15 protein-coding genes and 1 pseudogene are annotated in these 12,932 nt (G+C 63.4%); 7 read left to right on the top strand and 9 right to left on the bottom strand.

Annotated elements, in window-relative coordinates:
• The first annotated feature begins 463 nt into the window (after positions 1-463).
• Positions 464-727: a hypothetical protein gene (locus ACM6LR_RS24250; protein WP_414944555.1), complete on the top strand. Its 264-nt coding sequence runs from the start codon at positions 464-466 to the stop codon at positions 725-727.
• A 139-nt stretch (positions 728-866) separates the two neighbouring features.
• On the opposite strand, the gene ACM6LR_RS24245 is transcribed toward ACM6LR_RS24250, so the two are convergent.
• On the bottom strand, positions 867-1,322 hold the full coding sequence (locus ACM6LR_RS24245) for a hypothetical protein (RefSeq protein WP_414941186.1): 456 nt from the start codon (positions 1,320-1,322) through the stop codon (positions 867-869).
• A gap of 319 nt (positions 1,323-1,641) precedes the next feature.
• Positions 1,642-1,914, bottom strand: coding sequence for a hypothetical protein (locus ACM6LR_RS24240; RefSeq protein ID WP_414941187.1), 273 nt, complete (start codon positions 1,912-1,914; stop codon positions 1,642-1,644).
• Positions 1,915-2,299: 385 nt separating this feature from the next.
• Between ACM6LR_RS24240 and ACM6LR_RS24235 the strand changes: the two genes are divergently transcribed.
• Positions 2,300-3,778 carry a S8 family peptidase gene (locus tag ACM6LR_RS24235; RefSeq protein ID WP_414944554.1) on the top strand — a complete coding sequence of 493 codons (1,479 nt, stop codon included), beginning with the start codon at positions 2,300-2,302 and terminating at the stop codon, positions 3,776-3,778.
• Positions 3,779-4,102: 324 nt separating this feature from the next.
• Here ACM6LR_RS24235 and ACM6LR_RS24230 read toward each other — a convergent pair whose 3' ends face one another.
• The gene (locus tag ACM6LR_RS24230) at positions 4,103-4,582 is read right to left on the bottom strand and encodes a hypothetical protein (RefSeq protein WP_414944553.1); all 480 of its coding nucleotides are present in this window, start codon (positions 4,580-4,582) and stop codon (positions 4,103-4,105) included.
• An 864-nt stretch (positions 4,583-5,446) separates the two neighbouring features.
• On the opposite strand from ACM6LR_RS24230, the gene ACM6LR_RS24225 reads away from it, so the two are divergent.
• The gene (locus ACM6LR_RS24225) at positions 5,447-6,220 is read left to right on the top strand and encodes an AfsR/SARP family transcriptional regulator (RefSeq protein ID WP_414944632.1); all 774 of its coding nucleotides are present in this window, start codon (positions 5,447-5,449) and stop codon (positions 6,218-6,220) included.
• The gene (locus ACM6LR_RS24220) at positions 6,175-6,351 is read left to right on the top strand and encodes a winged helix-turn-helix transcriptional regulator (protein ID WP_414944552.1); all 177 of its coding nucleotides are present in this window, start codon (positions 6,175-6,177) and stop codon (positions 6,349-6,351) included. Before ACM6LR_RS24225 ends, ACM6LR_RS24220 begins: the two co-directional genes overlap by 46 nt.
• 542 nt (positions 6,352-6,893) lie before the next feature.
• On the opposite strand, the pseudogene ACM6LR_RS24215 reads toward ACM6LR_RS24220, so the two are convergent.
• Positions 6,894-7,200: pseudogene (locus ACM6LR_RS24215) on the bottom strand (WhiB family transcriptional regulator).
• Positions 7,201-7,242: 42 nt separating this feature from the next.
• Here ACM6LR_RS24215 and ACM6LR_RS24210 point away from each other — a divergent pair.
• Both ACM6LR_RS24210 and ACM6LR_RS24205 read left to right on the top strand, forming a co-directional pair.
• On the top strand, positions 7,243-7,533 hold the full coding sequence (locus ACM6LR_RS24210; protein ID WP_414942835.1) for a LysR substrate-binding domain-containing protein: 291 nt from the start codon (positions 7,243-7,245) through the stop codon (positions 7,531-7,533).
• A gap of 203 nt (positions 7,534-7,736) precedes the next feature.
• Positions 7,737-8,111 (top strand): histone-like nucleoid-structuring protein Lsr2, encoded by a 375-nt coding sequence (locus tag ACM6LR_RS24205; protein ID WP_414944551.1) that lies wholly within the window; start codon positions 7,737-7,739, stop codon positions 8,109-8,111.
• 310 nt (positions 8,112-8,421) lie between these two features.
• Here the strand turns inward: ACM6LR_RS24205 and ACM6LR_RS24200 are convergent, their stop codons facing one another.
• Positions 8,422-8,757: a hypothetical protein gene (locus ACM6LR_RS24200; RefSeq protein WP_414944550.1), complete on the bottom strand. Its 336-nt coding sequence runs from the start codon at positions 8,755-8,757 to the stop codon at positions 8,422-8,424.
• A 732-nt stretch (positions 8,758-9,489) separates the two neighbouring features.
• Positions 9,490-10,116, bottom strand: coding sequence for a hypothetical protein (locus ACM6LR_RS24195; protein WP_414944549.1), 627 nt, complete (start codon positions 10,114-10,116; stop codon positions 9,490-9,492).
• Between the two features lie 348 nt (positions 10,117-10,464).
• On the opposite strand from ACM6LR_RS24195, the gene ACM6LR_RS24190 reads away from it, so the two are divergent.
• Positions 10,465-10,830: a hypothetical protein gene (locus ACM6LR_RS24190; RefSeq protein WP_414942839.1), complete on the top strand. Its 366-nt coding sequence runs from the start codon at positions 10,465-10,467 to the stop codon at positions 10,828-10,830.
• A 330-nt stretch (positions 10,831-11,160) separates the two neighbouring features.
• Here the strand turns inward: ACM6LR_RS24190 and ACM6LR_RS24185 are convergent, their stop codons facing one another.
• The 3 genes from ACM6LR_RS24185 to ACM6LR_RS24175 are packed head-to-tail and all read right to left on the bottom strand — an operon-like array spanning position 11,161 to position 12,869.
• Positions 11,161-11,580: an LLM class flavin-dependent oxidoreductase gene (locus ACM6LR_RS24185; protein WP_414942840.1), complete on the bottom strand. Its 420-nt coding sequence runs from the start codon at positions 11,578-11,580 to the stop codon at positions 11,161-11,163.
• Positions 11,550-11,978, bottom strand: coding sequence for an LLM class flavin-dependent oxidoreductase (locus tag ACM6LR_RS24180; protein WP_414944548.1), 429 nt, complete (start codon positions 11,976-11,978; stop codon positions 11,550-11,552). Before ACM6LR_RS24180 ends, ACM6LR_RS24185 begins: the two co-directional genes overlap by 31 nt.
• Before the next feature lie 9 nt (positions 11,979-11,987).
• The gene (locus ACM6LR_RS24175) at positions 11,988-12,869 is read right to left on the bottom strand and encodes a sigma-70 family RNA polymerase sigma factor (protein WP_414942842.1); all 882 of its coding nucleotides are present in this window, start codon (positions 12,867-12,869) and stop codon (positions 11,988-11,990) included.
• Positions 12,870-12,932 lie beyond the last annotated feature (63 nt).

The raw sequence follows: 12,932 nt of genomic DNA, 5'->3' as shown, positions 1-12,932 counted from the left end.
TGGCTCCAGTCGTGTTGCCGTTCGCGAAAGAGCCGGGGAAAAGGATGCCAGCCGCGATGTCGTCGGCCGTGCTGACCTTCCCGCTCGCAGCCGTGCCGACCAGCGCCCTGACCCCCGCTTCGCCGAGGAACTGATCGAGCAACGGGCTCCGAATGGCGCCAGGGCTCACCACGTTACCAGGATCCCCTCGTGGCCGAGCTCGACGGCGAGACTGCGGGCGAGCCCGATGAGGGCAGACTTGGCCGCCCCCGACACCGCCTCGTACGGCCGATCACCCGCCCTGCCGTGCTCTCACCCGGTCGAGCTGACCGGGACGATCCGCCCTCCCCCACGCCGTTTCATCACGGGCGCGACCGTCCGCAAGGTGTCAACCGGGTGCCAAGATCATCGAAAAAGTGCCATCAAATCTAAGCGGACCGTCACGGGTTGGGGGCCGCTTCCTTTCTGAAGATCATGGGTCACCATGCCCAAGCGTTACCCGCCCGAGGTTCGGGAGAAGGCTGTCCTGCTGGCTCTGGATCGGCTGGACGAGTACGGATCCGCCTATGCCGCCGCGTACGCCATCGGCCCGATGGCTTATGCGCACCCGGAAGCACTGCGTGTGTGGATCGTCAAAGCTTTCCAGCAGGACACCCCGCCCGCGGGGCGGCCGGCGAACTGGCCGCGACCGAGCGCGAAAACTGGACCGGCCGCGCAGGGAGAACAAGGAACTGAAGCAGGCCAATGACATCTTGAAACTGGCGTCGGCTCTTTCGCGCGGGAACTCGACCCGCGAAGCGGGCCCAACCCGTGACGGTTCACCCTGACAGGGCACCGAGGCGCGACACAAGGTCGCTATCTATGTGACATGCCGATAAAACGGTCCACTACGCTATCACTACTGGACTCGTCTTAGTAGAAACCGGTCGTCCGGAATGATCGAAGCCGGTAATCCAACCTTGCGCCTGAGTGTACGACACTCCTCCTGTGGCGGTGAGGATAGTGAGGTAATCACCCGTAGACGAAGAGCAACTCTTCCCCAGTGGCACCCACTGCCCACCGCCGGGGAAAATAACGTGGAAGTAGTTCACCCCGACGCACACTTTACTCCAGGCCCCACAGTTACGGAATTCACCGTGCACGGTGATATTTTTGCCGTCGCGATACGGATTAGCGATTTTGATCCAGTTCTCGCACGCCACCGTCTGATTTTCGTCAGCAGACGTCGGCGTCATCGGAGACGCGAAAGCCTGCTGACTGGACATACACAAAAAGATGGCCACAAAAGCGATTGCTAATTTAGCCAGGAAGCCGCGAACAAGGCCGACACTCAATACCTTCACCTTTTCATGAGAGCTATGCGATGGACGAAAATCGACAAGAGGTCGAACGAGTGAACACCAACTACCTTGCCGACTAGAGCATCATAAATTCCCGCGGCTTCAATCCCACTTCGTGCCGGCGTCAGCTACGATCATCTGCGGGTAATCAGATCGGCCGATCTCAGTAGCGGTAACAGTGAACGCATAGCGTCACACCGCAGTTCCACGCAGTCGTCCCAAGGGCCACCTGAGCATGAACGCAGGTATCCCGACGGGCAATGACGCCATCCCCGGTCACGCTGATCGGCATGCTCAGCGTCGAGTGCCGCGCCACTGAGATCTACCTTGGCCGCAGGACCCGAAGCGTCCCGCCGATGACCTCGTCCGACGCCCACATTCTGACTGCGTCGGGCCCCTTGATCCGCCGTGTCACTTCGACGACCTCACCCTCTTCGGTGAACGCGGCGACCAAAGGCTCCAAGTCCTTGCCGTTGACGGCCTCGACATAGGCGCGGGCCGGGCCGGCCGTCGTGCTCTCGGGTTTGTCGGCCGGAACGCCTGCACAGCCGGTCAAAACCGCCAGCGCGACGGCGAGCACCGTCAGAATCCTCATGTCCACCTTCTGCTTTCATCGCCGAGCGTGCCTCCGTGGCGGCGAAGTGTCCAGCCGCACGTCATATCGGACCAGATCGTCTGTTTCGGCGCTCACGACGCGTTCTCGAGAGCCTGGTTCACACGGAACGTGGTGAAATGCGCTGGTCTCTTGCCGCCGCGCACGTCTCCGACCCGCGCATATGATCGCGTTTAAAGGCACGGAGAGCATATACACCCCGATATCGACACCGGTCCACTATGCATGGCCAGACCCTTGCGTGCGCTCGTTCACCGCTGCCAGTCTGACTCGACCGCGTATATCCGCCGTATAGTCGTGCGGCCGCGGCACCGTAACTGGGGAATTCATCATGGAGGTTTGCTTCCGCATGCTCACTTTCCGTTCGATGAGGCGCGCCAAGGGGCTCGCCGTCGCCGGAACACTCGCGGCAGGACTCAGCCTGGCGGCGATCCCGTCGGCTGACGCCGCGCCGTCGCTCCCGATCGACACGACCGGCGGGGCGCACTTCGCGGTCCTCGTGCCGAAGGCCGCGCCGTTCGACTTGGCCGAGATGGCGATCATCGCCCACGAGGGTTCCATCGTGCAGCGATGGCCACAGATCGGGGTGATCATCGCACGCTCCAAGCGAGCGGACTTCGCCACCAATGTACGGAAGGAGAATGGTGTCGCCGGAGTCGGCGCTACGAGGAACAAGGCCGAACTGGCACCTCGAATTCAGGCTCCCGCATCCATCGTGCCGAGGCTCGATGAGCACACCCCTGGCGATCAGCGCACCTCGACTGCGGCCGAACCGCTGGCCGCCAACCAGTGGAACATGAAGCTCATCGGCGCGGACCAGGCCAACGAGGTCAACCAGGGTAGCCGGGAGGTGCTCGTCGGCATCCTGGACAGCGGCATCGACTCGTCGCACCCTGACCTGAAGGTCAACATAGACAAGGCCGCATCGGTCAACTGCGCCAACGCCGGAGTGCCCGACAGGACGGAAGCGGCCTGGCAGGACGACGTCGGACACGGTACGCACGTGGCCGGCATCGTGGCGGCGGCCAAGAACGGTATCGGTGTCGCCGGCGTCGCGCCGAATGTCCGTCTCGCTTCGATCAAGGTCGGCGGCCGAGAAGGCTTCATCTACCCCGAATCCGCGATCTGTGGGTATATCTGGGCAGCCGATCACGGCGTCGACATCGCCAACACCTCGCTCGCGATCGACCCGTGGTACCTGTGGTGTAACTCGGATCCCGACCAGGCGGCGGTCACCGAGGCGGTCCGCCGGTCCGTCCGGTATGCCACAGCGCGCTTGGTCACCGCGGTCAGTTCTCTGGGCAACAACAACTGGGACCTCGCCCACGACATCGTCGACTCGAAGAGCCCGACCAATGGCCCCACCGTGACCCGGAACACCGACGCCTCCTGTCTGACGCTTCCCGCCGAACTGCCGGGGGTCGTCGGAGTCTCGTCGGTCGGGGCGGCGAAGTCCCGCTATTACGCCTCGAACTACGGCACGGGACTCGCCTATCTCACCGGTCCTGGTGGTGACAGGAGGTTCCAGATCCCGGCGACCCCGGACGCCAACGGGCAGGTGCTCTCCACGTTGCCCGGCGGGCAGTACGGCTACCTACAAGGCACTTCCATGGCCGCACCCCACGTCACCGGCGTACTGGCGTTGCACTTGAGCCGCGATCCGGCGCTGTTCGGCGACGCCCTCAAGGTAGCAGCTGAAGCTGGGGCGGAGGTCCTGCCTTGCCCCGCAGGTGGTGTCCATGACCCGGGTGGCACCGGTCAGTTCCGCGCTGTCTGCGAAGGTGGGGCCACCGGCGCCGGTTTCTACGGCAAGGGATTGGTCAACGCCCTCAAGGCAGTCCGCTGAGTCCTTGATTTCAGCCTAGGCAAGAGGCGGACGAGAACGACCTGAGCGAAGGACCGTCGGCTGATGGCACCCCTTTCGGGTGCCATCAGCCGATTTCGTTCACGCGGGTAGCGGATTCATTTGACGTCCTTGACTGTCCTCAAGGGACTATCGGAGAGTTAGTCTGGCTGGTCCTCCGAGGCACGAAGGGCTCAACGCTGCCCGTTTGCGCACGGTCGCCACGAACTCCGAGAGTTGCCAAAGCTCACCGCCCGACTCGCCACTGCACAGATCATGGCGGCGCAGTGGCGCTGTCGGAGGAGAACCACTACCGTGCTGCCCTGCTCAGAAGCCGGTCGGATACACCTTCTCGGCTGCTTGCCGGATAGCCATGACGGCGGGACGCTGGCTGCTGTTGACATGCCAGGCCAGCGCTGAAGTACGGGGAGGGATGTCCGTGACGTCGAGGAACACGATGCCCGGCCGCGGAAGAAACGTCTCGCCGCAGGCAGGAAGGCGATGGCTTTGTCCTGCGACACCAAAGAAACCTTTGCCGGCTTCGTCGTACTGCACGGAGAGGAATACTCTTTTAACCTGGACGATGATCGTGGTCGAGCTGGACCCGTCCAGCTCCGTCATCGCCTGGTCTCCCAATCCAATCAGCGGCCAGATCCCACGCAGCGTAGGAGATTTCGCGAAGTAGTAACGCAGTGCCCGGCGGCATCGTCGCACGTCTTTGACGTAATAGCCCGAAATAGTCCGTTCACCACCACCGGACTGGACCGACGACACCGTGGGGTTCGCGGCTCCGGCTTCTTCCAGCAAACTCCCGGAAACCAGGCACTCAGGAGCAATTTGTTGGGGTGTTCGCGCGTCGCCCCTGGCGCGGCGGAGGCTGTCCCGCCAGCCAGTGAAGTAGCCAAGAGCGCCGCAGCCCCTATACCGCCTGCCCGTAGGATCGACGCTCTGTCGAGCGGTGTGCTTCGATTTTCCATAGTCTTTCCTTCCGGAGTGGCCTGCTCCCGGCAAGCGCCGGCACGAATCAGGGTCCAATACCCGCGTTCATACGCCGGGGGCATCGCGGCGACTCCATCCACAGTCGGTCAGGTGACCGCTCGCGGTCGCGCCTGCCATGTGCTCGACCGAAGCCAGCGTGAAGCCGCTGGCGTCGATACTTGGTTCCACGTCGCCCAGCTCCCGGTTCGACGTCGACCCCCTTCTGTCGGTAGCCGCGGCCAAGGCGGCGCCACGCCTTCCCGTTCGGGTCCCCCAGCCGGACACGTGAAGGTAGGGCGCCGCCTCCGACAGAATCCGCCGTTGGCCGCGCAGTTCTGGTCTCCGCGGCCGCCCGGGTCCCAGCGGGAGCTGCGGAGACCAGGACATCTCGGCGATGAGGCGGTACACCCGGCCTCTAGTCCGGTCCGCGGCTCCCTCCTCCGCGATCATGTATCACCCTGCATCGGTCGCGCCCGAAGAATCATCGGCTTCCGCTTGCGGGGCCCGCGCCGACCGATAAGAATCAACTATGACCGCCTCAGATCTACTTAATTTCAGGATCGGCGGAAACTTCTTCGAAAACCGGACGACACAGGAGAAGCTTGTCTTATGCTGGGGGTTGAAGACAGCTCATGCCATGCGCACGGGAAACCAGAACAGGAATTCGAATTCGCGATTCTCGGCTCTTTGAGCGTGAAAAATCGGAATGGGCCGGTCAGGATCAGCAGTCCAAAATTGCGAGTGTTGCTTACGTCTCTTCTCTTGAGGCCCAACAGGCCTGTGACGATCACTCAGCTGACCTGTCGATTGTGGGGCGAGAACCCGCCGGAGTGTCCTCGCCGGGCTGTGCAGCTTTACGTGACTCGACTGCGCGCCGCACTCGGCTCGTCCCGTGACCTGCTGAACACTGTTCCCAGTGGATACCAGCTGACCATCACTCCGCATCAACTCGACCTTCTAGGATTCGAGGAGTTGGTCGCCGCCGCGACGAGCAGCCGTGACGACTCCGAGCGCGCGCGGTTACTGCACGCGGCGCTCGAGCTATGGCGCGGCGAGCCCTGCGAAGACGTCGCTTTCGACTACTCGCCATCAGCCGATTTCCGTCGGCTTACGGAATCGCGCTTGCAGGCCGAAGAAGCCTACATCGACGTCAAGCTGCGTCTTGGCGAGCACCGCGACCTGGTGAGCAGACTCCGCAGGCTGACCACCGAAGCTCCCCTCCGTGAGCGCTTTTGGGTACAGCTCATTAACGTCCTCCACGTCCTTGGCCGTCAGGCCGAAGCCCTGGCTACGTACGCGTCGATCGCCAGCCGACTCGCTGACGAGCTGGGGGTCCATCCCGGCGAAGAACTGCGCGCCGCCCACATGCGGGTCCTGGCCGACGACGTCGATCCAGCGGTGTCCGGCTGCCGGCCGGAATCATGCAGCTGCGCGAGATGGAAACCGCCGGCCTCGTTCACCGGGTGATGTACCGCCAGGTCCCACCCAAGGTGGAGTACTCCCTCCCTGATTTCGGAAAGAGTCTCAACACCGCAATGACACCGCTCGGGGCCTGGGGTGAGGAACATCTCGATCGCATCGAACACATCAAGTGGTGACCGCTCGCAGGTGCTCCACCAGTAGGCGACCGGAGATTCTGTGTCGAAAGTACGAATCGTCGCTCAGGATTCGTTGCAGATCACTTCCGTCGGGCCCCTTTTGGACAAGCGCATAACCGAAGAGCTTCCATCAAGAAGACTGAGTTGACTCTGCGGCGATCGCCTACTTAGCTAATTGGACCGCCATGACGACAAGCGTGGAGGGAGCAAACGCAGGCGTCGAACACATCCCGTCGGCACCGAAGAGCGGCATGACTTGGATACCATGGCCTGCACCAGGTCGATTTCGATTTCGCGTGTATCCGAAGTTGAAACAGGGAATCCTCACCAAGAGAAACGCCTTGAGTCTGCGGCGAGATGAACTTTCGTCGAGGGCGGATCGTATCCTCGACTCGCTGCTGAGCACGGCACAACCCCGTTCCGGTATGCCATCGACCCCAGACTGCAGGCGACGGCAGGCGAGCCGCGGACGAACATCCTCCTCGCCGACCCGGCCACCCCGCGGAACAGGCCGACAGCCTGTGGCGGGCCACCACCTAGACCTACGTGCCGGTCCCAAGCGCACCCATTCCGGTATAGCTGCGTCTCGCCGCTTCAAGCAGGTCCGCCCAGCTGGTCACGTCCGGCCGCCGCCTCAGCAGCGCCCGCCGTTCCCGTTCGGTCATACCTCCCCAGATACCGAAGTTGATCCGGCCACCGAGCGCTTCGGCGAGACATTCCGTCCTGACCGGGAAACCGAAGCTGACCGCCTTGGCCCGGTTGTGTTCCGCCCCCCGGACGGAACAAACCGTCCGGATCGGTGTCGCGGCACGACGCGTTGACCCGCCACCTCGACTGCTTGGTCTCCATACCCCCAGCTCCCTACCCTGGTGTTCGACACACCACGGGAGTGTGTTCAGTTCGATCGAACCGGCGCCTCCCCGGCACCGGCCGCCCGCCCGGCGGAACGATCGGCTCAACAACGTTGAAGAAATGCTCGAGCAGGTCGCGGGCGGCTTGGCCATCTGCATCGGACCGGCGTCGATGGCCGAATATTACGCGCGACCAGACCTCGTCTGGCGGCCGATCACCGACATCGAGCCCCTGCGGATCGCGTTCGCCTTCCTCATCTCGAGCAGAAACCCCCTGGTCGCCGCATTCGCAACGGTGGTCCGGGAATTGACCGGCCACACCGCTGGGTAGCAGGATCACCGACCTCTCGGATCAGGCGTTGTCGTAATACGCGATGGCACCGTTCGGCGGGTGTGTGAAGAAGGGCGCCGCCGGGCCGATCTCGGGCGGTGCGTATTCGGCGTAGATCTCATCGGGTCAGCCGGCGAGCAGATCGGATTGACCTGCACGACGCAGTGGCGCAGAGACCCGCGCTGCCCTTCGGGCTCGACTGCGTGCAGTACGAGATCGACCTTTCAGACGAGAACGCCCAAGCACTGCGGGACGAACTCGAGCGTTACATCGAAGCCGGCACACGTACCGGCGGGCGCAAGCTTCGGGTGGCCGCCGGTCAGCCGACCACCGAGGGCGGCAATCGCGCGAAGATGACAGCCGACCGTGAGCGCGATCAGCAGGTGCGTGCGTGGGCAGCGTCGATCGGTCACGCCATCGCCGAACGCGGACGCATCCCGAACAAGATCTTCGAGGCATTCGACAACGCCGAGGCCGTCAACGGTCAGACCGACGTCAGTGAACCGGAATCGTCGAAAGAAGCTTCCGCGAAGCCGGTGCGCAAGCGGGCTCCACGAAGAAAGAAGGCCGATAGCTGACAGCTCACCGTCAACGTCCGCTCCGCTGGATGGGCGGTGACCAGCTCACTCATCTGTCCCATTCAGGTCACCGGGCTCGCAACTCGGCCCGTCAACCACTTCGAAGCCTGATCAGACTTGGGCGAACATGTTCGCGAGGACACGCGTCGACCGATCGTGCCGACGGATTGGCATGGCTCCTTGATGCGATGGCTGGGACCGCACCGACCAGGAAGGCTGGTGCGGTCCCAGCTCTTTGCACCATTAGCGCGTTGCGTTCGCGCTGTGAGGCACGCGCCCGGTGGACCGTTGTTCGGGCGGGTATCGGAATCTATCCCCGTACGGACCGGGCGACGACGTCTCGCACCGTTAACTGGCGATGAGGCAGTACACAGAAGCCGGCTCCGGTACCGGCAGGGCCGGTTGCAGCGCACGCATCGTCGCCGTCACGCTGGTTGTTCACCAGCGTGAAACCCTTCTCAGACAACGGGTTATCCAAGTTCTGCCAGTTCTCGGTATTGAACCGCACCATGGGACCGCCGGTGGCGACGCCGAGCTGGATACATGCCCAGCCTTCAGGGCATACCGGCGCGGCATTCGCCGGAGCTGTGAGCAGTAACGTGCCACCCACCGCGGCCGCGCCTGCCAGCGTAAATAGCTTCCTCACATCATCCTCCTCTGCTCCCGCCAGGCTCAGGCGGGCGCCTCAACAATCGGATCTTGAAACTGCCGGCTCTCCGAGCGAGCAATGAGCTCACTTTTTCTTTCCAGAGCCGCCCGACTCACATCGCTAGACAGCCACAATCGGGCTCATTTTCGTGGCTACCGGGTTGCCTGCACATACGACACCTCTCCCGATGCCGTGATCCCCGTGAGGAAGTCACTCCGCGACGTGTCGCACTTCGTTCCCAGCTGGACCCATATACCGCCACTGGGACAGATGGTATGAATGTAGTCCAGTTCAACGTATACCTTACTCCACCCTCCACAGTTACGGAAGGCTGCGTTCACGGCCATGTCCCTGCACACACGAATCGAAGCGAAGACGCCGATCCGATCTTCGCAAGCAACGGTTTGCGGTTCGACGTCTGATCGAGAGATCTCAGAATAGGCCAATGACGACTGGGCAGACAAGAAAGAACAGCACCGCGAGAGCAGCAGTCAGCTTGAACAGAAAGAGCAGAGTTTATTTTTCTTCACGAAGTTCCCTAGGACGTCTCGTTCACGACAGAGCTTCCGCGTACGGGAAGTGCCGCGGAAACGCATGCATATACCAAGTGTACGCCCCTCGACTTCATCCCGGCTTCAGTTAGGAGACCCCCACGCGAACAGTCCAGTCGATTCTCTATGACGCGTCCAGCACCCCCGAACCTGTCCCCGGAAACCGATGCCGCCGAGTTCACCGAAGATAGCGGGCACGTTGTCCGCGCCGGTTCGCGGGCCACCGCGCCGAGCCGAGCCGCCCGGCCAATTCGAGCCCTTCACGATGAAGGCGCTCGGCTGTCGCGATGTCCTTGTCGTGCTCGGCGAGGACGGCGCGAGGGTAAATGGTGAGGAGTTCGCCGCCGCGGTCCTCCAGCGCACGAAAGCCGGCGAACGCCTCCTCCGCGGCCGTGGCGGCGGTTTTCCCGTTGTCCCGCAGGATCGCCTGATGGGCGATCAGACTCGCGGAGACGGCGATTTCCCAGTCATGACCGAGCGATCGGAAGCCCGTAGAAGATTGTTCCGCCAGTTCTTCGCTGACATCGAGGTGTCCCACGTGCAGCAGGACGTATCCCAGGAACCATTGCGCCATCGCGAGTCCGAGTGGGTCGTCAGCACCGTCGAAGCTCTCGATCGCGCTTCGGACATGGCTGACCGGCTTGGATTCGACACCGAGCAGGATCGAGATCCCGATCTCCCAGCTTCCCGCCCGCGCGCGCAGTTCCGGCGATACGTCACCTGGGATGGCGAGAGCCCGGCCTGCCCAGCGAGCCGCCTGCCGCACGCTGCCGCGCAGCTGGAGATACCAGGCTAGGGCGTTCACCAGCCGTAACGCGGTTTCCGTGGCCCCTGCTCGGCCGCGTTGTCCAGCGCGCGCTGGAATTGTCGCGTTCGGCGTCGGGCCACAGATCACGAACGAGGCGTTCCACAGGCACCGGTGCGCCTTCATGCACCAGCAACACCGCCAGCAGTGACCGCAGATCAGCAGACGGCAAGGTCACCGGTTCCCCGTCTTCCTGCTATACGATCAGTGGTCCCAACACGCCGAACTACACTAGCCCACAGTACTGCGAAGCGCCTCTGAGCATTGGAAAGCGCACAGAAAGCATCCGGACAGCGAGCGGGGGCAGAGTTCGGGCCAGCCGATCACACGACGAGAGAAGACGTACGAATGGACAAGAAGAACGGGCTGTTCGGAAAGCTGCTACCACTGGCGATCGCCATGTTCGCGGTCGGCACCGACGGCTTTGTCATCGCTGGGCTGCTTCCCCGGATCGCCGACGATCTCGAGGTCGGCATCGCCGCGGCCGGCCAGCTGGTCACCGCCTTCGCGCTGGCGTTCGCCGTCTCCGCGCCGATTCTGGGAGCGATCACCAGCGGGCTGGACAGACGCCGCCTTCCGCAGTCTGTACCTGCTGGTGTGGGTACCACTGCTTCTCCCCGAAGCCCAAAGGATCGAAGCATAAGACACACCGGTAGCACTATTCACAGCCTGAACATACTCGAGATGTGGCCCGTACACCTGCCTATATCCTAGAAAGCCCGGCAGTACGGTCACCGGGATTCGGCGACCGTTCGACTTTGGGCAGTGCCGTACCTGGCCGGACAATCACTACCGACCAACGATAAGGAATGCATAATCGATCGGCCAGAAAAGGCATCGTTGAGCAGCCTGGCGGATCCCCGAACCGGTGCTGCGCCCTCGCCGCTCCGCATGCAGCGAAACGACACGCCTCCGTCACGCCAACGGCTCACTGACAAAGCACCGGATCGGGATTGAGGGTGTGATCGCCTAATGCTGGAGGCTGCGGCGACCGCCACGGACGCGGTCCCGGCGACCGAGCCGGCCGAGTCCTCCGAGCACCTTTCACGTCCGCAGTCGGTCGCTTGAAGACCGGAGGCCCGTCTTGGATGCCAAGATATCGGTCGCCCCGGCATCGTAGTATCGCCGAAGTCCGTCGGTGACCGTCTTATCATCACCGATGATCGCCAGATCTGCCGGGTGATCGACTCCCTCCGCAGCCAAGACCTTCTGGTACGAAAGAATCCGAGAGTAAAAAGCCAGCTGCTCCACGGCGATAGTCCGTAAGGCTTCCGGCTCGTCGGTGACAATGACCGGAACCGCGGCCAGCACCTTGGGCGCTGGTCGACCGGCGGCCTCAGCCGCCTTGGTGAGCACCGGGACGATCTGCTCGGAGAATATTCGCGGACCGGCCAAGAACGGCAATGTCCCATCCGCCAGCTCGCCGGTTACCCTCAACGCCTGTGGTCCCATCGCCGCGACCATGATCGGCACACTCTCACCACCGGCCACAGAGGACACAGCAGGTAGGTGCGCTCAAGGGTCTCGCCCACGTAGGCGACGGCTTCACCGGCGAACACCTGGCGCAAGATAGTCAGGTACTCGCGCAAATGTCGGATCGGCGGCGAGTACTCAACGCCGCATACCGGCTCGTGAAAGTCCTTCGAGCCAAGCCCTAAACCGAGGCTGAATCGGCCGCCGGTTGCCGCCTGCGCTGTCTGCGCTGTCTGCGCTGTCTGCGCTGTCTGCGCTGTCTGCGCTGTCTGCGCTGTCTGCGCGAGGCTCGCCACCGGGAGCGGATGCCTGCTGCATCCCCCTTTTCCCGGGCCCCGGCGGAATGCCGATGCGCCCGGACCACGCTGGAGTCGATACTCACGACCCATTCGACACAGCTACCCGAGGACCGCGGTCAGGTCCAGGTCGGCGAGGCGTTCGCGGTCGGAGAGGATGTCAATGGCGGTGATGCGGCCGCCGGTGACGATGAAGTCGATGACCGAGAACGGGTTGCCATCAAGGGTGTTGACCAGCCCGGCGTGGCCGTTGACGATCGCGGAGTGAGTGGCGCAGGCGGTGGCCATGCGCCGGAAGGTTTCGGCCTGACCGGCTACGGCGGTAGCGCCCCGGATCACGCGCATCGCCTCGCCCACATCAGCGCGCAACACCACGTCGGGGTCGAGCAGGCGGAGCAGGTCGTCGAAATCGCCGCCGCGGGCGGCGGTGAGGAAGGCGTCCACGACGCGGCGTTGCCGAGGTAGGTCCGGGCCGGGGGGCACGGTGGCGGCCTGGACTCGTCGCCGCGCTTGGCTGGCAAGTTTCTTCGCGGTCTGCGGGGTACGGTCCACGATCGGGGCGATCTCGTCATAGGGCATGGCGAACATGTCGTGCAGGACGAAGGCGAGCCGTTCGGCCGGGCTCAGTGAGTCCAGCACCACCAACAGCGCCAAGCCGACCGAGTCGGCAAGCAGTGCCTCGTGTTCGGGGTCGGGTGTGGTCTCGCTGACGATCACTGGATCGGGCAGGTGGGCGGCTTCGAGGGGTTCCTCGTGGCGGGTTTTGCGCGTGCGCAGCATATCCAGGCAGACGCGTCCGACGACGGTGGTCAGCCAGCCGCCGATATTGCCGACATCGGTGGTGTCGGTGCGGGCCAGCCGCAGCCACGACTCCTGAACCGCGTCGTCGGCTTCGGTGAGTGACCCGAGGATCCGGTAGGCGACCGCCCGCAGGTGGGTGCGGTGGGCCTCGAACCAGTCGGCCAGCAACTGCTCATCGTGCACGGAGTCCTCCTCGATGTGTCTTGTACCGATGACGAATCGGAGCGGACAAACGTGACTGTATCC

Source organism: Amycolatopsis sp. cmx-11-32 (assembly GCF_047608695.1).
In the GTDB taxonomy this organism is placed as follows: Bacteria; Actinomycetota; Actinomycetes; order Mycobacteriales; family Pseudonocardiaceae; genus Amycolatopsis.
Note: the sequence above shows the minus strand (reverse complement) of the source record. Positions and strands in the feature narration are given on the sequence as shown.

Bases quoted from the DNA above. Each gene is read 5' to 3' on its own strand.
- ACM6LR_RS24250 (WP_414944555.1), top strand. From the start codon at position 464: ATGCCCAAGCGTTACCCGCCCGAGGTTCGGGAGAAGGCTGTCCTGCTG.
- ACM6LR_RS24240 (WP_414941187.1), bottom strand. From the start codon at position 1,914: ATGAGGATTCTGACGGTGCTCGCCGTCGCGCTGGCGGTTTTGACCGGC.
- ACM6LR_RS24235 (WP_414944554.1), top strand. From the start codon at position 2,300: ATGAGGCGCGCCAAGGGGCTCGCCGTCGCCGGAACACTCGCGGCAGGA.
- ACM6LR_RS24220 (WP_414944552.1), top strand. From the start codon at position 6,175: ATGCAGCTGCGCGAGATGGAAACCGCCGGCCTCGTTCACCGGGTGATG.
- ACM6LR_RS24190 (WP_414942839.1), top strand. From the start codon at position 10,465: ATGGACAAGAAGAACGGGCTGTTCGGAAAGCTGCTACCACTGGCGATC.
- ACM6LR_RS24185 (WP_414942840.1), bottom strand. From the start codon at position 11,580: ATGGTCGCGGCGATGGGACCACAGGCGTTGAGGGTAACCGGCGAGCTG.
- ACM6LR_RS24180 (WP_414944548.1), bottom strand. From the start codon at position 11,978: ATGGGTCGTGAGTATCGACTCCAGCGTGGTCCGGGCGCATCGGCATTC.